Source organism: Ktedonosporobacter rubrisoli, from assembly GCF_004208415.1.
GTDB lineage: Bacteria > Chloroflexota > Ktedonobacteria > Ktedonobacterales > Ktedonobacteraceae > Ktedonosporobacter > Ktedonosporobacter rubrisoli.
The window spans coordinates 1,867,957-1,892,943 of record NZ_CP035758.1 but is presented as its reverse complement, the minus strand read 5'-3'; the positions used below and the strand labels follow the sequence as shown (position 1 = coordinate 1,892,943).

General features: G+C 50.8%; 29 protein-coding genes. 18 read left to right on the top strand and 11 right to left on the bottom strand.

Translation table 11 applies throughout. The features are described 5' to 3' along the window. The first annotated feature begins 4 nt into the window (after nucleotides 1-4). On the top strand, nucleotides 5-565 hold the full coding sequence (locus EPA93_RS08750; RefSeq protein ID WP_129886686.1) for a phosphotransferase-like protein: 561 nt from the start codon (nucleotides 5-7) through the stop codon (nucleotides 563-565). A gap of 92 nt (nucleotides 566-657) precedes the next feature. Here the strand turns inward: EPA93_RS08750 and EPA93_RS08745 are convergent, their stop codons facing one another. Next, nucleotides 658-1,431, bottom strand: a complete 774-nt coding sequence (locus EPA93_RS08745) for an SDR family oxidoreductase (protein WP_129886685.1) — start codon at nucleotides 1,429-1,431, stop codon at nucleotides 658-660. 331 nt (nucleotides 1,432-1,762) lie between these two features. Between EPA93_RS08745 and EPA93_RS08740 the strand changes: the two genes are divergently transcribed. From EPA93_RS08740 to EPA93_RS08720, 5 genes are all read left to right on the top strand, one after another. Beyond that, on the top strand, nucleotides 1,763-2,347 hold the full coding sequence (locus EPA93_RS08740; RefSeq protein WP_129886684.1) for a TetR/AcrR family transcriptional regulator: 585 nt from the start codon (nucleotides 1,763-1,765) through the stop codon (nucleotides 2,345-2,347). Nucleotides 2,348-2,447: 100 nt separating this feature from the next. After that, the gene (locus EPA93_RS08735; protein ID WP_129886683.1) at nucleotides 2,448-4,031 is read left to right on the top strand and encodes an FAD-dependent oxidoreductase; all 1,584 of its coding nucleotides are present in this window, start codon (nucleotides 2,448-2,450) and stop codon (nucleotides 4,029-4,031) included. A 36-nt stretch (nucleotides 4,032-4,067) separates the two neighbouring features. Continuing rightward, nucleotides 4,068-4,880 (top strand): hypothetical protein, encoded by an 813-nt coding sequence (locus EPA93_RS08730; RefSeq protein WP_129886682.1) that lies wholly within the window; start codon nucleotides 4,068-4,070, stop codon nucleotides 4,878-4,880. An 80-nt stretch (nucleotides 4,881-4,960) separates the two neighbouring features. Continuing rightward, nucleotides 4,961-5,995, top strand: coding sequence for a helix-turn-helix transcriptional regulator (locus EPA93_RS08725; RefSeq protein WP_129886681.1), 1,035 nt, complete (start codon nucleotides 4,961-4,963; stop codon nucleotides 5,993-5,995). 582 nt (nucleotides 5,996-6,577) lie between these two features. Further along, nucleotides 6,578-7,069: a DinB family protein gene (locus EPA93_RS08720; protein ID WP_129886680.1), complete on the top strand. Its 492-nt coding sequence runs from the start codon at nucleotides 6,578-6,580 to the stop codon at nucleotides 7,067-7,069. A gap of 208 nt (nucleotides 7,070-7,277) precedes the next feature. Here EPA93_RS08720 and EPA93_RS08715 read toward each other — a convergent pair whose 3' ends face one another. Beyond that, nucleotides 7,278-8,486 (bottom strand): thiolase family protein, encoded by a 1,209-nt coding sequence (locus tag EPA93_RS08715; protein ID WP_129886679.1) that lies wholly within the window; start codon nucleotides 8,484-8,486, stop codon nucleotides 7,278-7,280. Between the two features lie 440 nt (nucleotides 8,487-8,926). Between EPA93_RS08715 and EPA93_RS08710 the strand changes: the two genes are divergently transcribed. Next, nucleotides 8,927-9,652: a winged helix-turn-helix domain-containing protein gene (locus tag EPA93_RS08710; RefSeq protein WP_129886678.1), complete on the top strand. Its 726-nt coding sequence runs from the start codon at nucleotides 8,927-8,929 to the stop codon at nucleotides 9,650-9,652. Nucleotides 9,653-9,776: 124 nt separating this feature from the next. On the opposite strand, the gene EPA93_RS08705 is transcribed toward EPA93_RS08710, so the two are convergent. The 5 genes from EPA93_RS08705 to EPA93_RS08685 all read right to left on the bottom strand — a co-directional run bounded on the left by EPA93_RS08705 (nucleotide 9,777) and on the right by EPA93_RS08685 (nucleotide 14,365). Next, entirely contained in the window at nucleotides 9,777-10,652 is an 876-nt protein-coding gene (locus EPA93_RS08705; protein WP_129886677.1) for a class I SAM-dependent methyltransferase, read from the bottom strand. A 62-nt stretch (nucleotides 10,653-10,714) separates the two neighbouring features. Continuing rightward, nucleotides 10,715-11,587 carry a class I SAM-dependent methyltransferase gene (locus tag EPA93_RS08700; RefSeq protein WP_129886676.1) on the bottom strand — a complete coding sequence of 291 codons (873 nt, stop codon included), beginning with the start codon at nucleotides 11,585-11,587 and terminating at the stop codon, nucleotides 10,715-10,717. A 61-nt stretch (nucleotides 11,588-11,648) separates the two neighbouring features. Next, nucleotides 11,649-12,518 (bottom strand): class I SAM-dependent methyltransferase, encoded by an 870-nt coding sequence (locus tag EPA93_RS08695; RefSeq protein WP_129886675.1) that lies wholly within the window; start codon nucleotides 12,516-12,518, stop codon nucleotides 11,649-11,651. A gap of 59 nt (nucleotides 12,519-12,577) precedes the next feature. Continuing rightward, complete coding sequence (locus tag EPA93_RS08690) at nucleotides 12,578-13,447, bottom strand: class I SAM-dependent methyltransferase (RefSeq protein ID WP_129886674.1); 870 nt, start codon at nucleotides 13,445-13,447, stop codon at nucleotides 12,578-12,580. A 48-nt stretch (nucleotides 13,448-13,495) separates the two neighbouring features. Continuing rightward, nucleotides 13,496-14,365, bottom strand: coding sequence for a class I SAM-dependent methyltransferase (locus EPA93_RS08685; RefSeq protein WP_165422968.1), 870 nt, complete (start codon nucleotides 14,363-14,365; stop codon nucleotides 13,496-13,498). Between the two features lie 714 nt (nucleotides 14,366-15,079). Between EPA93_RS08685 and EPA93_RS08680 the strand changes: the two genes are divergently transcribed. Continuing rightward, the gene (locus EPA93_RS08680; protein ID WP_129886672.1) at nucleotides 15,080-15,550 is read left to right on the top strand and encodes a hypothetical protein; all 471 of its coding nucleotides are present in this window, start codon (nucleotides 15,080-15,082) and stop codon (nucleotides 15,548-15,550) included. Here the strand turns inward: EPA93_RS08680 and EPA93_RS08675 are convergent. Together EPA93_RS08675 and EPA93_RS08670 are read right to left on the bottom strand one after the other, a co-directional pair. Next, entirely contained in the window at nucleotides 15,523-15,876 is a 354-nt protein-coding gene (locus EPA93_RS08675) for a hypothetical protein (protein ID WP_129886671.1), read from the bottom strand. The two genes, EPA93_RS08680 and EPA93_RS08675, sit on opposite strands and share 28 nt — an antisense overlap. Nucleotides 15,877-15,894: 18 nt before the next feature. Then, nucleotides 15,895-16,437, bottom strand: coding sequence for a glycine/sarcosine/betaine reductase selenoprotein B family protein (locus EPA93_RS08670; RefSeq protein WP_129886670.1), 543 nt, complete (start codon nucleotides 16,435-16,437; stop codon nucleotides 15,895-15,897). A 545-nt stretch (nucleotides 16,438-16,982) separates the two neighbouring features. Between EPA93_RS08670 and EPA93_RS08665 the strand changes: the two genes are divergently transcribed. The 3 genes from EPA93_RS08665 (at nucleotide 16,983) to EPA93_RS08655 (ending at nucleotide 18,864) form a co-directional block, all read left to right on the top strand. Continuing rightward, a complete protein-coding gene (locus tag EPA93_RS08665; RefSeq protein WP_129886669.1) occupies nucleotides 16,983-17,891 on the top strand; it encodes a PhzF family phenazine biosynthesis protein in 909 nt (302 codons plus the stop codon). Between the two features lie 123 nt (nucleotides 17,892-18,014). After that, a complete protein-coding gene (locus tag EPA93_RS08660; RefSeq protein ID WP_129886668.1) occupies nucleotides 18,015-18,335 on the top strand; it encodes a carboxymuconolactone decarboxylase family protein in 321 nt (106 codons plus the stop codon). Further along, a complete protein-coding gene (locus tag EPA93_RS08655) occupies nucleotides 18,325-18,864 on the top strand; it encodes a PadR family transcriptional regulator (protein ID WP_165422967.1) in 540 nt (179 codons plus the stop codon). The genes EPA93_RS08660 and EPA93_RS08655 overlap by 11 nt, the downstream gene beginning before the upstream one ends. Nucleotides 18,865-18,958: 94 nt before the next feature. Here EPA93_RS08655 and EPA93_RS08650 read toward each other — a convergent pair whose 3' ends face one another. Both EPA93_RS08650 and EPA93_RS08645 read right to left on the bottom strand, forming a co-directional pair. Further along, entirely contained in the window at nucleotides 18,959-19,789 is an 831-nt protein-coding gene (locus tag EPA93_RS08650) for an AraC family transcriptional regulator (RefSeq protein WP_129886666.1), read from the bottom strand. 141 nt (nucleotides 19,790-19,930) lie between these two features. Further along, on the bottom strand, nucleotides 19,931-21,514 hold the full coding sequence (locus EPA93_RS08645; RefSeq protein ID WP_129886665.1) for a Na+/H+ antiporter: 1,584 nt from the start codon (nucleotides 21,512-21,514) through the stop codon (nucleotides 19,931-19,933). Nucleotides 21,515-22,239: 725 nt separating this feature from the next. Here EPA93_RS08645 and EPA93_RS08640 point away from each other — a divergent pair. The 7 genes from EPA93_RS08640 (at nucleotide 22,240) to EPA93_RS08610 (ending at nucleotide 24,686) form a co-directional block, all read left to right on the top strand. Then, nucleotides 22,240-22,449 (top strand): hypothetical protein, encoded by a 210-nt coding sequence (locus EPA93_RS08640; protein ID WP_129886664.1) that lies wholly within the window; start codon nucleotides 22,240-22,242, stop codon nucleotides 22,447-22,449. A gap of 112 nt (nucleotides 22,450-22,561) precedes the next feature. After that, nucleotides 22,562-22,807, top strand: coding sequence for a hypothetical protein (locus EPA93_RS08635; RefSeq protein WP_129886663.1), 246 nt, complete (start codon nucleotides 22,562-22,564; stop codon nucleotides 22,805-22,807). A 424-nt stretch (nucleotides 22,808-23,231) separates the two neighbouring features. Beyond that, the gene (locus tag EPA93_RS08630; protein ID WP_129886659.1) at nucleotides 23,232-23,471 is read left to right on the top strand and encodes a hypothetical protein; all 240 of its coding nucleotides are present in this window, start codon (nucleotides 23,232-23,234) and stop codon (nucleotides 23,469-23,471) included. Nucleotides 23,472-23,527: 56 nt separating this feature from the next. Continuing rightward, on the top strand, nucleotides 23,528-23,782 hold the full coding sequence (locus tag EPA93_RS08625) for a hypothetical protein (protein WP_129886662.1): 255 nt from the start codon (nucleotides 23,528-23,530) through the stop codon (nucleotides 23,780-23,782). 73 nt (nucleotides 23,783-23,855) lie between these two features. After that, nucleotides 23,856-24,095, top strand: a complete 240-nt coding sequence (locus EPA93_RS08620; protein ID WP_129886661.1) for a hypothetical protein — start codon at nucleotides 23,856-23,858, stop codon at nucleotides 24,093-24,095. A gap of 52 nt (nucleotides 24,096-24,147) precedes the next feature. Then, the gene (locus EPA93_RS08615; RefSeq protein WP_129886660.1) at nucleotides 24,148-24,387 is read left to right on the top strand and encodes a hypothetical protein; all 240 of its coding nucleotides are present in this window, start codon (nucleotides 24,148-24,150) and stop codon (nucleotides 24,385-24,387) included. 59 nt (nucleotides 24,388-24,446) lie between these two features. Next, the gene (locus EPA93_RS08610; RefSeq protein WP_129886659.1) at nucleotides 24,447-24,686 is read left to right on the top strand and encodes a hypothetical protein; all 240 of its coding nucleotides are present in this window, start codon (nucleotides 24,447-24,449) and stop codon (nucleotides 24,684-24,686) included. Nucleotides 24,687-24,987: the final 301 nt, after the last annotated feature.

The following is a 24,987-nucleotide window of genomic DNA, read 5'->3' as shown; positions in this document are numbered from 1 at the left end:
ACCCATGTCTATTGATCAGCCTTTGCTCAACACTCGCCCTGCTATTATCGCCATCACCGGCATTCAGGCGGCAGGAAAATCTACCATTGCGCGTTTACTTGCCCAGCGCTTTGCGCGTGGCGTGCATATAGAGGCGGATGTACTCCATCATATGATTGTATCCGGCGCAGTATGGGTAGGTGAGCCTGGCCAGGAGGATGAGAGTGAGGCCGCCAATCAATTGCGCCTGCGCCTCAAAAATATGTGCCTGTTGGCGCGCTCATTCCAGGTGGCAGGCTTTACGGCCGTGCTCGATGACATCATTATGGGGGAACGCTGGCAGCATTTGCAAGAAGAATTGCTGGGCATTCCTTTTTCGCTCGTCGTATTGGCTCCCAGCGTGGAAACTGTGGCGCACCAACGCGATGTCAATCGGGCCAAACAGCCTTTAGGCGAGACCTGGGCTACCTACCTCGACCAGGCCTTACGCAGTACCATGGCCGGTATCGGTCTATGGGTTGATACTTCTGAGCAGACTCCCGAGGAGACAGTTGAGTATATCTTGCAACACCTGAATCTTCGCTAGAGCTAGCCGCTGGGGTAGTTTGCCCATTTGGGACGAGCTGGCCATTTACAGGCAGCTCATCCAACGCATAAAATGGAAGGCAGGCGAACCGGTCAGGCACGCTGGCGCAAGAATGTTTCCCAGGTGATCTGGCCCACAGCCCGCTCTGGCACCAAATTTACCCCCGAGCGAAAGGCCTCGTACATCTCACCTTGCAGCGGCTCTAGCCTTATGTTGTTTTGCTTAGCGTAGACACGTTGATAACTTTGCGCCATCTCTGCAAGCGTAAGGATCTGGGGCCCTCCCATCTCTGGAAGATATCCAGCAGCCTGCTGTGAGGCAAGCCTAGCTAGAGCCTGGGCAACTTCGCTTCCATCTATGGATTGAAAGCGTACGCCATCTGGCAGTGTCAGGGTAGAGCTTTGCTTGTCTTCAAGGGAAGTAATGATATTCAAGACAAAGTTATGAAATTGCGTCGTGCGCAAAATGCTCCAGGGCAAGCCAGAACTCTCTATCATCTTCTCCACTTCGCGCTTCATCTGGAAGTAGGAAAATGAGCTGCGATCAACTCCGACAATAGAGATATATATCAAATGAGGCGAGCCGTTCTTTAAAGCAGCCTCTATGAGATGGCGTGTCCCCTGCCGATCCGTGACATATCCCTCATCGAAGAAGGTTGCGCAGTGTATAATACTATCCACACCGCGAGTTGCCTCTATCAGTCCCTCGCCTGTGCGCAGATCTCCCTGGTAGACTTCTATATTCTCCGCTGCAGTTGGGGGCGATTTATGGGTATAGATACGGACCTGATGCTGCTGTTGAAGCAACTGCTGTACCACTTCGCGCCCCAATGCTCCCGTAGCTCCGGTTACAAGTATTGTTAACATTTTCCTATTCCTTCCGTCTTTATATAAAAGACTCGTTTTACCTTTTTTCACCTAAAGCAAGTGTCAAGCCTTGGCGCTTCTAGATAACTAGCTTTCCCCAGATTTTATACAGTATTTTTCTTTTTCGGATGTCTGTGCTAAGTATAACGCTGGAGCATATCTTTGCCATCAGACCAACGGCCAGTATTGCGGCTACCCAAAAGTCTAAGTAAGGTCTATTTCTATGGACATTTACAATTCCGCATTTTATCTACCAAATGGTAGACAACGAGTATGTTTTATACTATACTATCTACCAGATGGTAGATAACAAACATTGAAGGGAGTAGACATGGCGGATCAGCGTAGCAGGGCAAGAGCCGAAGAACGCCGCCAGGCACTCATTGAGGCCGCATATCAGAGCATCGCCAGCCACGGGCTTGGAGAGCTGCGCACGCGCGATATAGCCGCGCAAGTCGGGATCACTCATGCCACTCTACACCATTATTTTCCTACCAAAGAGATGCTGATCAGGGCAGTTTTACAGTATGCAGTACAGCAGCGCTCGCAGGTCACGGCACTGGCAGAGCAGAAAGGAGATACGATATTAGAGCGCGTGCATCGCTTCGTGGCATCCAGCTACCAGCAGGTTCATGAAGACCCCACGCTCTGGCTCGTTCTTGATGAATTTGCTTTGCGCGCCAAGCAGGACCCGGCTATTCGGGACATCGTTTTGGCCAATTACCAATCCTTGCATCACTATGTGACCGCATTATTGGCAGCTGGCTTACAACAAGGTGAATTGCGCGCGGACCTGGACCCGGAAAGTGCGGCAACGCTTTTGATCATGTGCGTTCTTGGCATGTCCTTAGTTGAACCTATTCTACCTTCTTCTGAAAAGCTTGTAACTCAGCTTGAACGCTGGCTCACAAGCTGAAACAATGAGTTTTCCCTATTCAAAAAGCCTGGACATTTGTTAATGCGCTTGTCTGCTTAACATGTCGTAACATAGAGAATAGAGGAAAGGATGCCTTACTATGTTGCATACATCTGTTTTAATTGTTGGTGGTGGCCTGGCAGGTCTGTCATCTGCCCTTTTTCTTGCCCAATCTGGCATCTCTGCCTGCTTGATCGAACGGCACCCGGGTACATCTATCCATCCACGAGCCAGAGGCCTCAACTTTCGCACAATGGAACTCATGCGCTCATTAGGTCTGGACGAGCAAATCCGTATTGCCGGAGCGGAGCTGATAAATAGTCGGGGCTGGCTTCGCGTAGATACCCTGGCCGGCCAGGAGCTGCAGTTTGTATCGATGCCACAAAACCTCGCAGCAGATCTGATCGCGCGCATCAGCCCAGCTTCCTGGTGCATGTGTGCGCAGGACAATGTAGAGCCGATTTTGTACGCGGCCGCTCAGCAACGGGGCGTTGATCTACATTTTGGTGTGCAGCTTATCAAGCTGGAACAGGACGCAACAGGGGTAACAGCACTCTTCCAGGAACGCGCGACAGGCGAGTTACAAGATCTTCACGCCGATTACGTGATTGCTGCCGATGGAGCAGCCAGCCCGATACGTCGTAGCCTGGGGATAGGGATGTCAGGATTGGGAACGCTAGATCATCAACTCAACGTCTACTTTCAGGCTGACTTGAGCAAGCTAGTAGAGGGGCGCGAGTTCGGCATCTGCAGCATCGAGAATCCTGCCAGCCCTGGTATACTCATCTCGATTAACAACAAAGATCGCTGGATGTTTCATATTACCTACCATCCCGAAGCAGGAGAGAGGCCCAAGGATTTTCCACCTGAGCGCTGCCTGAGCTATCTACGCCAGGCAATTGGTCTGCCTGAGTTACCTATTGAGATCATTAGTATTCTGCCCTGGGAAGTTGCCTCACGCACAGCTAATAGCCTTGTGGCCGGGAGAATCTTCCTGGTAGGTGATGCGGCTCATGTAATGCCTCCTACGGGAGCCTTCGGGGCGAATACAGGAATTCAGGATGCGCATAATCTGGCCTGGAAACTTGCTGCAGTCCTGAAGGGCCAGGCCGGGCCGGACTTGCTAGCTACCTATGATGAGGAACGCCGCCCAGTAATCAATTTTGTGGTCGAGCAGGCAAGCTTGCGCTATCTACAGGCACGTACACGTTCGACACAGGCTCAGTTGGCCGACGAAACTGTTGTCACTGCCGGCTACCAGTATCATTCACAAGCCATCCTCGCCGAGGGTAATTATCAGGCTCCTCTCGATCATATCGAGCTAAACGGCCAGCCAGGAACACGAGCTCCCCATGTCTGGCTAGAGCAGCTGGGACGACGCATCTCAACACTTGATCTGTTTGGTTCGCATTTCGTATTGCTTCTTGGCCCAGAAGGTACGGCCTGGCGTACAGCTCTGGAAATGATAGCAGCTCAGCGCAAACTGAATTGTGCAATCTACAGCATCGGTCCGCAAGCAGATCTCCAGGAACTTGAGGAGAGCTGGCAGCAGCTCTATGGAGTAAGCGCCCGGGGTGCGGTGCTGGTCAGGCCAGACGGATTCGTGGCCTGGCGCAGCCGGGAGTTACCTGGCAATCCTCAATCCGAGCTTGATGAGGTGACAAAGCGTGTATTATGTCTATAAACAGTTTTATCGGGACACTTCTAAAGGAGCTAGACAATGCATGAGGCCAGCTATCAATCTCCCATACCCTTGCAACGATTTGAAGCAGCTATCCAGGCCGATCAACGCGTGTTAGGAATGCTTTACACTGGCTCGCTAGGGCGTGGAACTGCCAACCGCTTTTCCGATCTTGATATCGAAATATGGCTGACTGATGACGCCTATGTCGCCTGCAAGAACACAGTGCGCGAGCTCTTGCGGCTGCTAGGGAACATCCAATTTCTCTACCATAGATACGCAGGTGAAAGCTCTTTTTACACGGCTTTCTTAGATGTCGATTGGCAGCCAATCGACCTGGCTATACATCGGCCAGCAGTCGAGAGAACGCTCCCTGCGCCTTCGCAGGTTCGCCTCATCAAAGATAGCACCCGGTTTCTGGAACAGCTTCTGAGCACTCGCCAGGAGCAAACAGTTGAGGTGTCTGCTGATCAGGCACGCGCAAAGATAGAGAATGCCATCGATAATTACATCTATCTCAACCGCAAAAATGCCAGCGGCGATAGCTGGTGTGCGCTAGGAATGCTAACGGAGGCAACATCCGAGTTATACACTCTGCTGGCGGCACTGCGCGGCATATATGCACATTCCTACCGCTATACTGAGCAGGTTCTTACGTCAGAAGAGCAGGCTTTGCTGACACAGGTATGGCCAGGCGCGCCTTCCCAACAGGAGATACGGCGCGCCGCGCGAGCTCTCTGGAACTGGATTCGCCACGTCTGGCAGGAAACCGAAGGTCTTTCCGGCTATTCCCTGTCACTTCAGGTGGATGAGCCTGCCTTATTTGCAGCCATAGATCGGCTCTACAACTGAAGGAACTGATTGAGTATATGCCGAAAAGATGGTAAAATTGACCCTGATTGAAGATCTTTCAATGGAGGTAAGGGAAAAAAGTGGTCTATCGGCCTACAGCCCGGGTGCTGACAGTCTTAGAGCTTCTGCTATCACATGGGCGTATGACGGGTCCCGATCTCGCGCGTCGGCTGGAAGTAAATATTCGGACCGTACGAGATTATATAGCCATGCTCGTCGACCTTGGCATCCCTGTTGAGTCCGAGCGCGGTCGCTACGGGGCCTATCGCCTGCGTCCTGGCTACAAGCTACCTCCGCTTATCTTCACCGAGGATGAGGCCACAGCGCTAACCTTAAGCCTGTTGTTAGCACGTAAGCACGGCATCACGCGCACATCGCCAGCGCTTGAGAGCCTCCTGGCCAAGGTCGAACGCGTTCTTCCTACCACAACTCGTTCGCGCGTCCAGGCTATAGAACAGACAGTCCATTTCTGGAGCAGTTCATTTGAGGTAGCGCCTCAGGCCTCAGTTGTGATGGCCCTTAGCTCGGCCATTCAGAGCGCGCATTGCGTGGAGCTGCGCTATCAATCAGCCCATTCCAATGAGACAACCCGTACCTTCGATCCCTACGGTGTCGTCTATCATGAGGGCTTCTGGTATACAATAGGCTATTGTCACCTGCGGCAGGGGCAACGCCTCTTTCGCCTGGATCGAATCCTGCAAATCGAGGTTCTCGCTGACACTTTCTCGCCGCCTGACAACTTCCAGGCCCTGGAGGAAGTGCAGCGGGCGCTCGCTTCGGTCCCCCGCACCTGGCGGATCGAGGTTTGGCTACAGATAACCTTAGAAGAGGTGCAGCGCCAGACCCGACTTTCTAAGGCTCAGTTTATAGCAGCTGACAACGGCGTGATCATGCGCGGTGACGTTGCAGATCTACCCTGGGTGGCCCGCTTCCTCGCCGGCCTTGGCGTCCCTTTTATTATCCATCATCCCCCAGAATTGCGTGCCGCTATTCAACACTATGCTCATACTCTTGCCAACCACGCGGAGCAGTCAGCAACCAAAGTGTTTGAGCGAGTTGACGGACAGGATACGCCGATTTCCCTCGTAGCCCGCCCAGAAAATAACACGCCCTGATCGTCCATCTCTCGCCATCACCAATCAAGCCGCCAAGAAGGAAAGGCCAGCGCAATAAGAGTCCATTACGGCAAATGGCCTTCCTTAATATACATAGCAGCACGCTGTTTTTATGCTTCTAGCGGCTGCTCAGCAGAGCTTGACTTTTCAGTTCAACAACGTTCTGGCTCACCTGAGTTTCAGCCAGGCTGAACAGAATGTAAAAATTTGGCTTGCCAGGGAGCAGGCCTTATGCTATACTCGCGCTATTGAACGACGTTCCACGGTAGCTGAAAGGAGAAAGTGATATGGAGAAAATATTCTTCTTAAAGGGGTTATGTAATTTGTCAGCTATGCGTGGAAGGGCTTGTTAATTCGGGCCTTGCTTACGGAATCTGCAGCTTTTCAGAACCTACGCCAGCTTTTCATCTTCACGCATACTACTTATGCATCAGCGCTTCGGCCGGCAGCTTTTCGCCTGGCCGCGCATCTTCTCCAAAATACAAAACCCCTATTCCTTAATTGCATCCTCGTTGAGCGTTGATCGGGCGAATTCTTGCCCTCGTTGCTTTATGCAAAACATGAAAGAAGAGAGAAACATTCATGACCGAACACGCTTTATCGCTGGCACCTTTTTACAAGGGCTGGGATGGTTATCAGCACCATTTAGTTACGGCTCTGGCTCCCCTCTCGGCTGAGCAGCTTACGCTCGGCGTAGCCTCACATCTGCGCTCTATTGGCATGATCGCCACTCACGTCATCGGCGCGCGTGCCCGCTGGCTCCATTACGCTCTTAAAGTGGAGGACGAGCACCTTCCCGCCCTTTGCAACTGGGACCGTGCCGATCAGCCTACCAGATCGGCTTCCGAACTGGTTAGCGGGCTGGAAATAACCTGGCAGATAATCCAGAATATGCTTGAGCGCTTGACAATTGCCGATCTGGAGGAAGTCTTCCATGATACTGATGATGACGGAGAAGAAGAGACGTTTACGCGCCAGTGGGTTATCTGGCATCTGATTGAACACGATCTACATCATGGCGGCGAGATCTCCTTCGCCTTAGGCATGCATGGAATACCCGCCATCAACCTGTAATCACTCAAGGCTTCCTAAAGTCGCAGTTCGGCTCTGCTATTGTAGCTCTCAAGGCTGGAATCTCCTGGGCTGGACTAGGATCGATTTTTGATAATTTTCTCTCGTGGAACGCCATCACTTTGGACAATGGCGTTCCATGATGCGAGAGGTACGCAGCTAATTTTGCTTACATCAACCAATTAATTGATTACACATAAGTAATCTTGAGCTACTTTGCGTCAACGTGCACGATTAACGCCGCACCGGTATCGCCGGCGGCGCAACCAACAAAGAGCCCGTAGCCACCGCCTCGCATCACAAGCTCCTCAATCAGTTCGATGGTCAAGCGCATTCCGGTTGGTCCCTGCGGATGCCCGAAAATGAGCGAAGAGCCAAAGTTATTAAACGAGTCAAGGGCGACGCCCATCTTACGAGAGAAATAGATATCATTTACGGCAAAGGGATTATGTGTCTTCACAACCTTCACATCCTTAATATCTATTCCAGCCTCCTGCAATGCCTTCTGCGCCGCAGGAACCGTAGCCTGGGCCATATAGCCCTTGCGGGCGCGCGCCTGCCCAAAGGCCACCAGTCGGACCTGTATGTTGGCATCGCGGCTAAGCTGCCTGGCCTGCTCTTGCGAGGTTAGAATCAAGCCACTATTGCCATCAGCTGGATGCGTCTGAGCGCCATAGGTCACGGTTCCTCCCTCGTGCACGGGGCGCAAACGGGCCAGCCCTTCTGGGGTCGTGGGATAGATGCCCTCGTCATCAAGAACCGTCGCCAGCTTCTTACGGCCAGAGGAATCTTTAACCTCGACGGGCGAGACAAAGTAACGACGATGAAATGCCGCGTCATCCTTGAGAGCATCCTGATATTGTTGATAACGCAGATAGGTTACCTCGTTCTGCTCCTCGCGCGAGATCGTATCCTCAGCCGCTACATTCTCGGCAGTCTGCAACATCGCATTATGGGCATAGGGATCAAAATCAAAATTATCGGTCACCCAATCTTCATGCTCGCCGGTACCGCCAGGGCCCAGGGGATTGGGATAGTAGAGGTGTGGTCCATTGCTTGTGCGATCACAGGTAATTGCCAGGATGCAACGCTCTCTATCAATCTCAACCTCATAGGCCGCATCGCCAATAACACGCGCAGATGTAGCACAAGCCTGATTGATCGCCGGCCCGCTGATCTCCGGCGCTCCTACCATCGCGGCCAGCCAGGGCGCACCATAAAAACTATGCTTCGCCGGCACTGTCATGCCCAGGAAGAGAGCATCAAAAACTTCAGGCCCAATATGACGTTCTTCCAAAGCGCGCTTCGTAACCTCGGCGGCAAAGCGCATAGGATGGAGATGAGCAAAGCTACCCTGCCAGCGCACAAACGGCGTTGACCAGTAAGCACCATAGGGAATAAATACATGATCAAATTGCATGCTATGTTTCTCCTGATCTTCTCTATCTGCCGACACAGCCAGATATACCCTGATCTGTAGCGACTCCTTGCTATTGCCCTCATTGGCATTATGGGGAAAAACATTGGGACAACGTTCCCATCATTTCAGATTGTACACGGAATCAGCATCCCTTGACCAGGGACAAACTGGCCTGCCCCATCTTCTCTCTACTTGCCAGATGGGCAAGCAAAAAATATTTCACGTTACAACGAAATATTTTCGGTCTATAATAATCATACATCGCGCATCCCTTATTTGGGATACCACGAACCTATCGATCGGCGCATTGCGGGCATGCACCCAAAAGAGCTGCGACGCTTCTGGCGTACGGCCAGGTTTGTCAAAAATAGTTTGCTCCCTTTGCAAGCTGATTTCAGCCGATCGACATATAAATGACTATAAGAAAGGAAGGGTAAAAAATGCCTGGAGACGCAAATATTGCCGCGCTGGCCTCGCTACTTGCCGATCCAACGCGCGTAAACATTCTCATGTCCCTTAGCGATGGCCGTGCCCTACCGGCCGGAGAACTTGCAAGAAATGCGCGTGTGGCTTCATCCACGGCCAGCGCCCATCTTGCCAGACTAGAGGAATTTGGATTGATCACAGTTGTTAAGCAAGGGAGACACCGCTACTTTCGCCTGACTGATCCTTCCATTACGCGGGTTCTCGAAATGCTTGCCACCTATTCACCGGCTGCGCCCATACACTCACTGCGCGAATCGGAGGCGGCACGCGCTATTCGCCGTGCCCGCATGTGCTACAATCACCTGGCTGGCGCGCTGGGGGTTGCCCTCTCGCAGTCTCTTGTGCACAAGGGCATCTTAATCGAGAATGACGACGGCTATTCTATCACGCCTGCTGGCCAGGCCTGGATAGGCGACTTTGGTCTGGATCTTGGCCAGCGCCACCGACACCCAGTTTCCTTTATTCCACATCATATTGATTGGAGCGAGCGCCGTCACCATATCGCTGGAAACTTTGGGGCAGCCTTTGCCAGGCACTTTTTTGCTAAGGACTGGATCAGGCGCTCGCCCAACAGCCGGGCGGTAAATATTACTGAACAAGGGCAAGAAGTGCTGCTTAGCGAATTTGGCCTGCGCTGGGAAAAATCTGCCCAGGGCATTCTTATCACGGCCAGCGCATAATAGAGTTCTACCTGCGCCTGAGGGCAAGTTTTCTGCCCTCAAGCACTGGCTGAAAGGACCTACGAACTTTGCAATTTCAAGCCTACTCTAAAAATCCGCTTTAATAAAGAAGCAAGTAACCGCGTTATAGCTCTGCAGCCTTCTCACCATACACGCTCATAAAATACATAATGCCATAAAAATCGTCCTTGCGCAGATCTATCAATACCTGTTGATAGAGCTCATCTAGCTGTTGTTGGGTAGCTACCCCGGCTTCTCGGAGAAACGGCTGCAGAGCCAGCAAGACTATCTCCAGATTACGAGCAAATCTGAGATGAGCCGGGCAGCCTGTAGAGTAGTTTAAGATATGGGCTTGCTCGCGAATTTTGGCACAGCCAGCGCGCTGGAGAAAGCCATACAAGCGAGATATCAGACCAGGATGGGTACACTGTTCGTGCTCATTCAAGCTTCTACCTGTACAGAAAAATGCTCTTGCAATGATTGCACTCATCTCCTCCAGGGCGACGCTACTCGATGAGCTACAAATTTGATCCGTATCAGTGATGCGTACTATACCTCCTGGACGCAAAACCCGCATACACTCTTTGATCGTATCTGGCCACGCTTCTTTCCACATGAAGCTGATCATGAAGCGTGCATTGACCAGATCAAAGGAGGCATTCGGGAACTGCAGAGATGAGACCGCATTCATATAACGAAATTCAACATTTGGCAATTGCTGCACTCTTGCCTGAGCTACAGCATACTCTAACATCGCCTGGCTAATATCGATCCCGACTATATGCTTGTCGGGATAGGCAAAGGCCACTTCCGAGGCCCAACCACCTGGCCCACAGGCAATATCCAGAATATCATGGATTTTGGTAAGGTCGATATCCGGTGGGAAATGGCCGCCCATATGTTTGGTAACCAGCACATCCAAATCGATGAGACGCCCCATCTCCATCACGCTTTCTTGATCCAGCAAATAGCTGTTCCCAACATAGCGTTTCCTCGACATATCCACACTTTACTCCTCTCGATGCTCAGAGAGCACACTCTCTGCCCTTTGAGCAAGAGCACTCAAGCCGATTTTTCGCCATAGGTGCTCATAAAAGTCCAGATACCAAAAAACTCATCCTGACGCAGATCTATTAACATCTGCTCATAGAGCTGTTCAAGCTCTTCCTGGCTGGCTATCCCCGCATTCCTTAAAAAAGGCTGAATGAGGTACATGGCGACTTCCAGATTATGGGTATGGCTGAAATGTGCGGGCGCTCCCGCCGAATAATCGAGCATATGCGGAACCTCGCGAATATTCGTAAAGCCAGCCTCAAGCAGGAAATTACTCAGCATGGGGGTCAAGCCAAAATGGTTAGCCCATTCGTCAACAGCAAAGCTTCGACCAGTGCGGTAAAAAGCCCGCGTCACCAGGATGCTCAATTTTTCTAGCGCCTCGCTACTGTTAGCCCCGATGAGCGCGTCATCAGTATCGGTAATGCGCAATATTCCCCCAGGACGCAATATACGCTTGCATTCTTTGATCAGCTCCGGCCAGATCTCCTTCCACATGAGCCCAACAATGAAACGTATATTAATCAAATCGAAGGAAGCGGCGGGAAACTCCAGGGATGCAGTAGCATCCATAAAGAAGAACTCGATATTTTGCAAGTTCTGCATATTGGCCTGCGCCGTGGCATATTCAAGCATCGCCTGGCTGATATCGATGCCTACCACGTGCTTGTCGGGATGCTCAAAGGCTACCTCCATGGCCCAGCCACCCGGCCCACAGGCAATATCGAGCACATCATGGACCCTGCCCTGATCAATATCTGGCGGAAAAAGTCCTCCCATTTGCCTGCTAACCATTGCATCCTGATCGATCAGGCGCGCCATCTCAGTTGCGCTCTCCTGGTCCACCACATAACTGTTCTCGCTCGGAGGAATATTTGTCATGCTCGCCCCTCCCGGTGTACAACCGAACAAGAAACTTCAGTAAATACCAGCCCTGATAGAACTATAAAGGCTTTTCGCCATAGGTGCTCATAAAACACCAGATCCCGCGAAAAGCATCTCGACGCATCTCCACTAATGCTTGCTGATACAGCTGCTCAAGTTCTTCCTGGCTCGCCGCTTTAGAATTCTTCAAAAACGGCATCAACAAAGCCAGGACTACTTCCCAGTTATGCGTCAGGGCAAAGTTCGCAGGTTCACCCGCCGAGTAGTTGAGCATATAGGGGATCTCGCGGATATTCTTAATGCCTGCACCTGCTAAAAGCGCCCCTAACATAGAAGTGAGGCCAAAATGATTGGCCTTCTCCTCCGTACAAAAGCTTCTTCCCGTCCGCACAAAAATATCACTCACAAATATATTGAACTTCTCCAACGCCGCACTGTTGGTCGGACTAAAAACATGGTCCGTGTCGGTGAACCTGACAATCCCACCCGGACGCAAGATGCGGCTACATTCCTTAATCAGTTCCGACCAGGCTTCTTTCCACATAAAACTTACAATGAAGCGTGCATTGATCAGATCGAAGGAAGCGGCGGGGAATTGCAGCTTCGAGGTGGCATCCATAAACCGAAATTCAACGTTTTGCAAATCCTGCACTTTGGCTTGCGCCGTGGCATATTCAAGCATCGCCTGGCTGATATCAATGCCTACCACGTGCTTGTCGGGATGCTCAAAGGCTACCTCCATGGCCCAACCTCCCGGCCCACAGGCAATATCGAGCACATCATGGACCCTGCCCTGATCAATATCTGGCGGGAAAAGTCCTCCCATCTGCTTGTTGATAATAATATCCTGATCGATCAGACGCGCCATCTCGGTAGCGCTCTCCTGATCCACCACATAACTGTTCTCGCTCGGATGGATGTTTGTCATGCTTGCCCTCCTAATGTATAGCCTGAACAAGCTTTTTTCCTAAAAATATCCTCACTGGACTATAAAGGCTTTTCGCCATAGGCGCTCATAAAATACCAGATCCCGCGAAAATCATCCCGACGTATCTCTCTTAACATCTGCTGATAGAGCTGCTCGTGCTCCTCCTGGCTGGCTACGCCGGTCTTCTTAAAAAATGGTGCCAATAAGGCAATGCCCACTTCACAGTTATGAGCCAGAGCAAAATGCGCAGGTTCACCCGCAGAGTAGTTGAGCATATGGGGAATCTCACGAATATTCTCGCAGCCTGCCTCGGCTAAAAGCGCACCAAGCATGGGCGTCAAACCAAAATGATTGGCATTCTCTTCTTCACAAAAGCTTCTTCCCGTTCGCACAAAAGCCTTGCTTGCAAATATATTGAACTTCTCAAGTGCTGCACTATTGGTAGGACTAAAGCCTCTATCTGTGTCAGTGAACCTGACAATCCCACCCGGGCGCAGGATACGCATACATTCCTTGATCAGCTCCGGCCAGGCCTCCTTCCACATAAAACCTACAATGAAGCGTGCATTGATCAGATCAAACGAGGCTTCGGGGAATTGCAGCTTCGAGGTGGCATCCATAAACCGAAATTCAACGTTTTGCAAATCCTGCACTTTGGCTTGCGCCGTGGCATATTCGAGCATGGCACGACTGATATCGATGCCTACCACATGCTTGTCGGGATGCTCAAAGGCTACCTCCATGGCCCAACCACCTGGTCCACAGGCAATATCGAGCACATCATGCACCCTGCCCAGATCGATGTCGGCGGGAAATAGCGCTCCCATCTGCTTGTTGACAATAATGTCCAGGTCCAGCAGGCGAGCCATCTCCATGGCGCTTTCCGGGTCCATCACATAGCTGTTCTCGCTTGGATGAATATTTGACATACAAATAACTCCTTCTCTCTTCCAGTAGAGAGCTGCTGAGGGCTTACATTACATAGGTTTGGCTCCATAGGCGCTCATAAAATACCAGATCCCGCGAAAATCATCCCGACGCATTTCCACCAACACTTGTTGATAGAGCTCCTCTAGCTCCTCCTGACTGGCCATGCTGGTTCTCCTAAAAAATGGCACCAGTAGAGCCAAGCCCATTTCCCAATTATGGGTCTGGGCAAAATGCGCAGGCTTACCCGCCGAGTAGTTGAGCATATAGGGGATCTTGCGGATATTCTCGCAGCCCGCCGCTGCCAAAAGCGCACCAAGCATGGGCGTCAAACCAAAATGATTGGCATTCTCTTCTTTACAAAAGCTTCTTCCTGTTCGCACAAAAGCCTTGCTCACAAATATGTTGAACTTCTCAAGCGCTGCACTATTGCTCGGACTAAAGACGCGATCAGTATCGGTAATCCGAATGATGCCGCCAGGGCGCAGGATACGCATACATTCCTTGATCAGCTCTGGCCAGGCCTCCTTCCACATAAAACCTACAATGAAGCGTGCGTTGATCAGATCGAAGGAAGCGGCGGGGAACTCCAGAGACGCGGTAGCATCCATAAAGAAGAACTCGATATTCTGCAAATCTTGCATATTGGCCTGCGCCGTGGCATATTCGAGCATGGCACGACTGATATCGATGCCTACCACGTGTTTGTCGGGATGCTCAAAGGCTACCTCCATGGCCCAACCTCCCGGCCCACAGGCAATATCGAGCACATCATGGACCTTCCCTAGATCGATATCTGGCGGAAAAAGCCCTCCCATCTGCTTGTTGACAATAATGTCCAGGTCCATCAAGCGAGCCATCTCCATGGCGCTTTCCGGATCTACTGCATAACTATTCTCGCTTGGATGAATATTGGCCATTTGATAATGCCACCTCCCTTTGCTCATTGCAGAGCCGCACTTTTCCCAACGTCGCTAGCCGTCAGCAAATCAAAGAAGCGCATACCATGGAGTTTGTGGGCGGACCAGCGAGTACATCTTACTTACCCTACAATACCTACCTCCGTTACAACCTCTATGACTAACTGCATCAAATGAGGATGATGCTAGCCTAGCTCTGTCCCGCTTCGTATATGCATAAGAAGCTCTTCTAGCAGAAAATATTGTTTGTTTGGCCCCTGAGCCAGATCGCGTACCTATGAGCCAGATAGTCCGAAAGCTACCATCAAGCTTCTTGCCTTCTTTTTCTCAGGTGAAGCGGAAGAGTTACATTTATAAATGTTTGTTTATATAAAGATGTCTACTTCCATGAGAAAGCATACTCCATTGCTTTGCATCTTTCAAGCCCTGAGCAGAATAGATTTGCATCAGCGTCGCTAGCACTCTGTAGCCAATTCTGACTATTTTAACAGCTATGCCTATAGCGAAGTAGGCACGTAAAAGATCCGCAAGAGCCATCTCTTAATACTTTTTCATCCTGCTGCATTGAGGGAGATGCAGAAACATAATGCCCCTGACCGGCGTGTATTCTAAAGAAGATAGCGCCGACTCCAGGGCTACGCACAGAAAATGAGAGCTTGAAAGGTCTTGCCCTCAGCTGATAGCTCTGAATAAGGCGAGAAGAGGAGATCTATTATGCTAAGAGATGCCCTGGCAGGAGCTATAGCCGGAGCGCTGGGAACCTTTTCTCTTAATGTGACTACTTATGCTGATATGGCTATTCGTGGCCGCGCATCCAGCAGCGCCCCCACCCAGCTAATTAGCAACCTGGCTGGAAAAGTGGGCCTTCCACTGGCTCAGGCCAATGATCAAACAAGTCAGAACCGCAAAAGCGGTTTGGGAGCACTCTCAGGCTATATAAATGGCGTAGGCGTTGGCCTAATGTATGGATTGTTACGCCCAGCAATGCCCCGGCTTCCACTTGCCCTTGGCGGCACAGGGGCAGGCTTGACGGCGATGGCCGCCAGCGATGTACCCCTCGTCGCACTAGGGATCAGCAATCCAAAGAGCTGGGGTATCTCCGGCTGGCTCTCCGACTTGCTCCCCCACCTGGTTTACGGTTTCGTCACTGCGACAGCCTACGAGAAGCTGCGCTCAGCTTTCTGATGCCCAGCAAGTGCCTGAGCTAGGGCTTGCTTAAAGGGTTCGCTTGCTACATTCCAGTCTTGAATAGGCGCATATTCCTGCCTTTTCCAACGGTAGGGCAGCTCAGCTATCAAACCGGGACGCGGAGCCAGGCTGGCCATAGAGAACATATCATGCAGAATATTGAGCTGCTGAAGATGATTGCCAGGTTCTCCCAGGGCGTGCCCAAATGGCCAGCGCAGATAGAGCATGCGAGGAGCCCGAACAACCTCAGCCAGTTCTTTGATCAGAGCCAGGGCAACAGTCGTTATGCCCTGAGCCTCGATTTCTCGTGCCAGCAGTCCCACGGACCGCGTACATGCTGGTCAGGCAGGCACAAGGAGAGCCAAATCAACGTGCTGGCGCACCAACTGGGCGGCTATTTTACGACCTGGCTCCCGTACTTTCTGTGGGTTCTTTGTAAAGCCCATCGAAAAGTTCATCTCGGCCACTCTACCTATCACGCCCGCCTCCTCTAGCTCTAGCAGTCGTTCAAGAGGAAAAATCAGATTAAGATCTTTCTGCGCATCCCTGCGGTCATAGTTCTCATGGCTGATACAGAGCTCATCAAGGCGAGCTGTTCGCGGCACAAAACGAAATGAGGTATCCGAGTCTAAATGGAAGGGCTTATCAGCACAAAGGTGAACGCCGCTTGTAGTTACAAGTGCCACAGTAGCGGCTGATAAGGGTCGCGATAGCGGCGACCAGGGCTGCTCGTCGGGCAAACTGGCGAGCAAACGAAACTGCCAGACAGCCACATGCCCTCCAAGCCAACGTACAATGCGCTGTCCACGCGCTGAATCGTTTGCCCAACGTAGCATATGTTCTCGCCAGTTCTTGACAGGAGTTAGATGCGGCTTTCCCTCCACTGTAAACACCTTCTTTGTCAGGATATTTACCTTTCCTACCTCATTATAAGCAGAAAGTCATATTACAACAAGGCATCGGCACTGATCTGCTTCTATGCATCTGAGCTTTCTCGTTTGCTTCGTGTCAGCAGCAGCACGTCTATCTAGTGGTCTGTCAGGGTTTGCCGGATGAGTGAACCAGCTGGCTTCCCTTGACTGGGGCCGCGTCGCTATCGAGCGAATTGTGCCTCAGATCTTTCCCCTACCTACTGCCGCAGGTAGCGCACGCGTCAGTCTCTGTTTGACAGACTACTAGTGATCTGTCAAAGTTGACGTGATGGGTGAACCAGCGGGATTGTCAAGGGCGGCCGCCCTTGACCTGGGGCCTGGGGCTGTGCCCCAGCTTCCCCCTTTCCCTTCGCTGCCGTAGGCGGCGCACTTGTCAAGTGACGTTTGACAGACTACTAGTGTATAGAGAGGAAAGCTTGACTAGCATAAGCATAGGAAACAGAATAGAATAGGAAAGAAAACAAAAATCAGCCAATGGAGAAGGAACTTATAAGCCTATGGAGCAATTCCCAACCATCTATACCCGCGTTTTTGAGGCCCAGCCGGGCGGAGGCAATCCCGCTCCCATCGTCCTCAACGCAAGCCTGATGAAAACTGAGCACATGCAAGAGCTAGCGGCTCACTTTGGCGTAGAGACGGTTTTTGTGCTCAATCCATCCACGGCAAATGCTGCCACCCGCCTGCGTTATTTTGTTCCCAAGCACGAGATGGAAATGTGTGTGCACGGAACAATTGGTGCTGTGAGCGCCCTTGCCAACCAGCACCTCCTCACCGCTTCACCTGTTCATATAGAGACACCATTGGGACCGATTACGGTAGAGTGGCAACAAAACTCGCAGGGCAGCGAGGTCACTGTTGAGCAGTTCCCAGCCACATTTGCCAGCCACAATCCCTCTTTAGGAGAAGTTGCCCGGGTCCTGCATATTCCTGAAGAAGCCATACATCTAGCCTGGGGACCGATTCAATCTGTCTCTACCTCACGAGCCAAGCTTATGGTACCGTTACGCGATTATCATATTCTAGATAGCCTGCAACCAGATTTCGAGGCGCTCTGGCAGCTTTGCGACACTTATCAGACCACTGGCTTTTATCCTTTTACGCTCCAAACACGAGAGCCAGGCCTCCAGGTAGAGGCGCGCCAATTTCCGCGCAGGGCTGGCTTTAACGAAGATCCGGCCACCGGCGTTGCAGCCTGTGCCCTTGGCGCTTATCTCACCGAACACGAGATTTTAGGCAAGAAGACTCCAGGCTGGCATAGCTTCACTATTGGGCAGGGATATGCCATGGGCCGAGCTTCTCGACTGCTAGCCGAGGCTTATGTAGCCAACACTACTATCAAGCTAACGCGTATCAAAGGCAGCGCAGTGATCTTGCATAGCGCTAAGGTTGAACTACCTTCTCTCTAGTCTTGGAGCCAGGTCCTGCCAGCCGGCTCTAACTTTTTTCCTATTGATAATTGTGCTTTTCCATGTTATTATTCTGCAGTAGAATATTCTGTAATAGAATTTAAAGAAAGGGAGAACAACAATATGGCGATGAGTCCTGGCTTTATAGCCTGCTTGCAAGAAGCCCCTGAGACCATACAAGCCTGGCTAAATGCTGATCGGATCATGACAGAGCATTCGGCGCTCGATCCGAAAACTGCAGAGCTAGCCTATCTGGCCGTCCTGGCTGCCCTTGGACTGGAACAAGGCATAGAATTTCATGCGGCCCAGGCCAAACAACTCGGAGCTTCGCGTGCTGAAGTATTGAGTGCGATCCTGGTAGGTATACCTGCGGCAGGCTTACATGTTACAGAGAGTGCCGTCGCGGCCTTACGTCCATTCGACGAGCCAGGCAATGAATCATGAACGCGCGCGGCTCCCATTGCTCCTGCTTTCCCTGCTAGCCGAGCGCCCCATGCACGGCTACGAACTCAATCAGCAGATTACTGCGCGCTCGATTCGCCAATGGACCAACATCGGCCTCTCCTCCATCTACCAGAGCCTTGATAAGCTAGTTGCCGGGGGTTGGGTAGAGGCCAGCGAAGAGCCCAATCCCGGCCAGGGACCCTCGCAGCGTAAGGTTTACACCCTAACCGAGAGCGGTCGGCAGCAGTTCAAGGAACTGGCACGCACAGCGCTGGACTCCAGCGAGCACCAGCGCTTTGACTACGATCTGGGCCTTGGCGTAGCGCTCACCTGCCTGCCACATGGAGAGGTTGCTTCAGCCCTTGAAGAGCGCTATCGGGCGTTACAAGCGCAACACCAGCATGTTAGCGCAGCTTGCGCCTGGAGCGAACATCTGCTCAGCGCGCGCATTGTTCTCGACCATCAGCGCCGCGCCCTGGAGATGGAGCTAAGCTGGCTGCAGGATGTTATTGCCCTATTGAAAACCTGAGCGCGTATCTCTGGCTGTTCGCCGTCAGGCTCCCGCGCAAGTGTTTAGGATCGCCAGCGGTTCAGTCAGAGCAACGCTTTTGGTAGATTAGCCCTTAGCTAGACCTATGCAAACGCACATATTCCCCGGGCGTAACACCCAACAAACGTTTAAAGCGATAGGAAAAATGGCTCTGAGAGCTAAAGCCTAACTCATAGGCAACTTGAACCTGCGTAATACCGCGGGCAAGCAGATCTTGGGCATGCTTGATGCGCACGCTTTCAAGATAAGCATGGGGAGAAATGCCAATCTCACGTTCGAAGATGCGCAGCAGATAATATGGGCTGAAATTGACTAAATGCGCGAGCTCAGATAGCGTCGTCTTCTCAGCATAATGCTCATCAAGATAGCGACGAACCTGTCTTGCCGCACCCTGCTCTCGGCCTGGAGCACGCTCGGATAGATGCTCCCTGCCATAACGTCCAATGAGCAGAGCAAAAGTGGAAAGGAAGCGCGACTCACGCTCCAGCGGCGTAAGTTCCTGGCCAAGAGCAATATGTAGATCACGCACAAGCCTGCTCATAGTTGGATCATAAATAACCCCTGCCTGAAAAGATGGCAAGCCCTCAAGGTGTCCGGTCAGTTCGCTCGCTACCCTCTGCATAAGGTCCACATCAGGATAAAGCGTGCGATACATAAAGCCGCTTTCTATTGCCGCCTCGCCCGTATGCGCCTCGCCCGGATTAATCACAAACATACCACCTGGCGTCGTCACATAACGGGAGCCGGCATGCCAGTACTTTTGGACACCTTCCTCAATCAGGCCGAGGACATAATAATCATGCATATGGCGCGCAAACGCATGAGTCACATAGTTTGCCTGATGCAGCTCAAGGCCGTGCAACATATCGTCACGCCATATTTTTACCCACTCCTTGCCATGCATCAGCTTGCGCCTTTCCAGAAGCTATCTCTAATCCTTCAGAAGGATCAAACATCACATCCCCAAATAAGCAGTTATAAAGAGAGAAGAAGCTCTATATAAAGAATGATAGCATGATTCTTGGCAGAATCATGCCAAAAAGTACTAAAAAATCCTGCTACTCTCACGGAGATCCAGCTCGCGCTCGATTCTGTGAAATACTTCATCGCTGATCTGGTCCGAGTTGCGCAAATCAATCAGCGTACGCCGCTCAACCTGTCGCAGCTCATTCTGCACCCTCTGGCGTGCCTGAATGCGCTCCTTAACTGTATCGCGCTCAGTAGCCGCCAGATGCGCAAGCAAGTTTTTGCGCCTTTTGAAAAAAGCAGACAGGAGCGAGATAAAGCCTTGAGGAGCCCAGTCCTGCTGCTGCAACTCCTCAAGGCAGTGTCCCACCGCATCGGTCACAGCTTGCAGGGCAATACTCATTTCCTTGCCCAACGAATGATCTTCCTCCAAACCCAGCAGGCGAATTAAAGGACCCAGCGTCAGACTCTGGATAACCAGTGTCGAGAGAATCACCCCAAAGGTCAAAAAGATAATCAAGCTCTGAGCAGGAAACGCCTGGCCACTCGCCGTCACGCTCGGCACAGCCAGAGCAGCCGCCAGCGAAACGCCACCGCGCATACCCGCCCAGCTAATCACACAAGTATATCTCCAGTCAGAAACCTGATAACGCAGATGAAAATAGCTATGCAGGAAACGTAAAATCGCCATCGAAGTAAACGACCACAGGATGCGTACGCCGATCACAGTCAGGCTGATCAAGGCTGCATAGCCCAGAAGGGCTATAAAAGAGAGCTGCGCACTGTGAACAATTACCATATTGAGCTGCAAGCCAAGCAGGAGAAAAATCAGGCCATTAAACAAAAAGACCAGCACATTCCAGAAAGAATTTGCCTGCAAACGCGTGTCGGAAGCAAAAAAGTTTGCCGATTGCCTGCCAAGATAGAGCCCGGCCGCCACAGTAGCCAGGACTCCCGACATGCCAAATGAATCGGCAAGGAGATAGCCAGCAAAAGAGGTTAAAACAGTGAGCAGGATCTCGCTTGGCGGATAGTGAAGCAGCTTATGGAGCCAGGATACAGGAATGGCAAGGGCCAGGCCGAGCACAATACCGCCAATGCTGCTCACGAAAAACTGCAGGCTGGCCTTCGGTAAGGAAAAAGTACCAGTGACAGCCGCCGCCAAAGCAAAGTGGTAAGCAACCAGTCCCGTAGCATCATTCACAAGGCTCTCGCCCTCAATAATCGTCGTTACCCGCCGCGATAAGCCAAAATTCTGCAGAACCGTGCTGGCGGCAACGGTATCAGTGGGAGAAACAATAGCGCCGAGCAGGAAAGCCGAAGCCCAGGATAAACCAGGGATAACCAGATGGGCTACCAAAGCCACAGCCAGCATAGTCACCAGTACCAGGCCAATCGCCAGCAAGAAAATGGCAGGGAACTCGCGCCGAAAATCGCGCCAAGAAGTAAACCAGGCCGAAGAGAACACAAGCGGAGGTAAGAAAAGCAAAAGTACCAGGTCTGGCTCCAGCACAATATGAGGCAAAAATGGCAGGGAACCAAGGATAGCCCCACCAATTACCAACAACACAGCATATGGAACATGTATACGCGGAGCAATAGTAGCCAGAATAATAATAATAACAAGCAGACCCAGAGTCTGAACAATTGTCGAGTGAAGCACAACTACAAATTAATCCTTTCTAAATAAGAGATGGAATGAACAGCATACAAATTCATTGTCCATGTAAAAGCCATTATGCTTATAACATGGTAGATCGACAAGAGCTGAGATCACTGCATTACGGTAAAGACAGCAGAAACAGGCAACATTTGGCCTGGCTTTGCCATAAATTATTAATATGCCTGCCAAAAAGTGCCGAAGAGAAGGACGTCATGCCAGCGTCCGCCGTCCACCATGAAAGCAGGCAGGCAAGTAACTATCAACTAAAAGCAAGAGCAAGCATTGTACATCAAGCGCAGAGAGAACTAGAATTGGGAAGCAGAAAAGCCCCAGCATTCATATATATATAGTGTACCTTATCATCAAGTTGATTTAAAGGTTAATGAAAGAGCATACATTATCGTACCGAAAACGCCGCGAAAAAACAAAAAGAGATGAACATTCAATTATCTCATTGTGTATCTTTTTGTTTCATCTTATTTCACTCTATATTATTGTTATACACAAATTCTTAATTGCTTTTCACAAAAAAGTTTTTACTATTTTCGAGTACTAATTGTTACCATCAGCACCTCCACCCGTTGTAGTGATTAGTGAGGCCTTTCAAGATACCAATACCATGAGCACGGGCAGACTGCCGGACAGGACGCAGCGCAGTGCCGAGAAAGGTGCTCACTGGATTAAATACATTAATGTATTTAATGACAAGAAAGGATGCTAAAGCTATGATGTTTGAATTGAGCGATCAGGAGCTTGAACAGGTAGCTGGTGGCGCCACCAGTGCAGCCGCCAACGCAGAAGGTGGCTCCGCTTCGAGTAATGGAGGAGCCACTCAGGTTGCCAATACACCTGGAGTAGCTATCGTCCCCGTTACTACCACCCTTACTGTTGATCCCGCGAGCCTAATTGTGAGTTATAGCACGATTAACCAGTAGTACTTTTGAGTACTACGAAACACTCGTGTGCTAAATTGAGGATCTGAAGCGTTTATTATAACAGCTACGACCTCAAAAATTAAAATTCTAATTTCAGGAAGGAAAAACGAGTATGATGTACGAACTGAACGAGCAGGAACTTGAGATGGTTGCCGGTGGTAAAGGCCACAAGAAGGCTGCTGCTGATCCCATTAACGGCAATGGCAAGACCGATCTGGGCATCGATATCAACGGTTCGGCCAAGGGCGGTCTCCTCGGTAAGGATCTGGTATTTACCAAGATCATCGGCCAGGACATCAACGTAATGGGCGAGAGCGTCAAGTTCGTGGTCGGCGTTGGCATCTCCGAGGCTATCTAATTAGCTCCGGGTCTCCAGCAGGCTCGGCTATCAGGATAATTCTGAGTAATTAGAAATAGGGAGGGCGGGGAACTCTAGTTTTTCTCCTTCCTATTTCTAGAAAGAGTGATGAGATGACAAAAAGCAATGTAAACACTATTAAGGGTATCACGGTGTTTTATGCTGCCCGTCATCATAGTATCTCTCTACAGGTTTTCAGAATTATTGCTACTAAATTCAGTTTACAAGTTTCAAGTACTAGTTGTTACTATTTCCCACTCTACGCGTTGTAGAAAGTAGTGAGGCTCTTAGATATTGCGAAAGCAATTCACATTTCTAGCTACAAAGAAATTGTGACGAAGATCACAGATTTAAGAGTTACTCAGATAGTCAATAAACGTTAACATTAATAGTTGACATCTTATATTCGAAAGGGAATAAAGACATGTTCGAACTCAACGAGCAGGAACTCGAAGCAGTATCCGGTGGTAAGAAAAAGTATCATCACACCCACAAGGTCTCTGGTAGCGGCAAAGCCAACTTCGGCGGCAAGGGCGTAGCTTACACCAACGCCACTTCCGATGCAGACGGCGGCGCCGGCGTTGAGGCTCTGGCAGTTGGCACCAAGGGTGGCAATGCTAGCAGCTCGCTGACTCTCTCTGACGACACCAGCGCTTCTAAGTAGTTATTAGCGTACAGAACCTTCTAAGTCTCGGATGCGACGGAAAGGAATCTTGAAACATGGAAATTAAGCATATGTTCGAACTTAACGAGCAGGAGCTTAAACTTGTCGCTGGTGGTAAGAAAAAGTATAGCCACAAGCGCAATGTAAAGGCCAACAGTAGCGCCAAGTTTGGCGGCAAGGGCGTGGGCTACGCAAACAATGGTATTGATGAAGATGGCAACATCACAAGTGAAGGCCTTTCAGTGGGTACCAAGAACGGTAATGCTAGCAGCTCGCTGTCCTTCTCCGATAGCACCGAGGTTTCCGAATAGTTATCGATTTTACGTAAAGTGTTAATCACAAATATACGTGTAACATCCTAGCCGGAAAGGAATGTGAAATATTATGTTTGAACTCAATGAACAGGAACTCGAAAACGTTGCCGGTGGTAAGAAGCATTATCATCACACCCACAAAGTCACAGGTAGCGGCAAAGCCAACTTCGGCGGCAAGGGCGTAGCTTACACCAACGCCACTTCCGATGCAGACGGCGGCGCCGGCGTCGAGGCTCTGGCAGTTGGCACCAAGGGTGGTAATGCTAGCAGCTCGCTGGACCTCTCTGACAATACTTGCGCTTCTAAGTAATTCCTTTACTTCTAATATAAAACACCCGTTTTCTAGGAAGGAACTAAAAGACATGTTCGAACTCAATGAACAGGAACTCGAAATGGTTGCCGGTGGTAAGAAAAAGTACCATCACACCCACAAAGTCACAGGTAGCGGCAAAGCCAACTTCGGCGGCAAGGGCGTAGCTTACACTAACGCCACTTCCGGTGCAGACGGCAGCGCCGGAGTCGAGGCTCTGGCAGTTGGCACCAAGGGTGGCAATGCTAGCAGCTCGCTGGACCTCTCTGACGACACCAGCGCTTCCAAGTAGCGTAACGTTAGGTTTTTAGTTAAAGTATAAGATTTCACCATTAGGAAGGAAATAAAGACATGTTTGAACTCAACGAGCAGGAACTCGAAGCAGTATCCGGTGGTAAGAAAAAGTATCATCACACCCACAAGGTCTCTGGTAGCGGCAAAGCCAACTTCGGCGGCAAGGGCGTAGCTTACACTAACGCCACTTCCGATGCAGACGGCGGCGCCGGCGTCGAGGCTCTGGCAGTTGGCACCAAGGGTGGCAATGCTAGCAGCTCGCTGACCCTTTCCGACGACACCAGCGCTTCCAAGTAATACACTTGAGGCAAAAGTCCAGGGGCTTCGGCTCCTGGACCGGGTAAGCAAGTAATTATTTCACTTATTTCTTTCTCAACCTTCGCGCAAATAGGCAGATAGTAATTTATATTTGTACACCCTTTATCTGCCAACAGGATTTTTTTCGATCAGTTGGGTAACGTCATAGGCAACTCGGCTCTGGTAACAAGGACGTTATCTGCGTTCAGAACAGTTTTGCGGTTATAACGGGGCAATCACCAGTGAAGTGCGCAAGCTAATTTGGCTCGGTGCGCGTCTTAAGTAATCATTGATAAGCCAT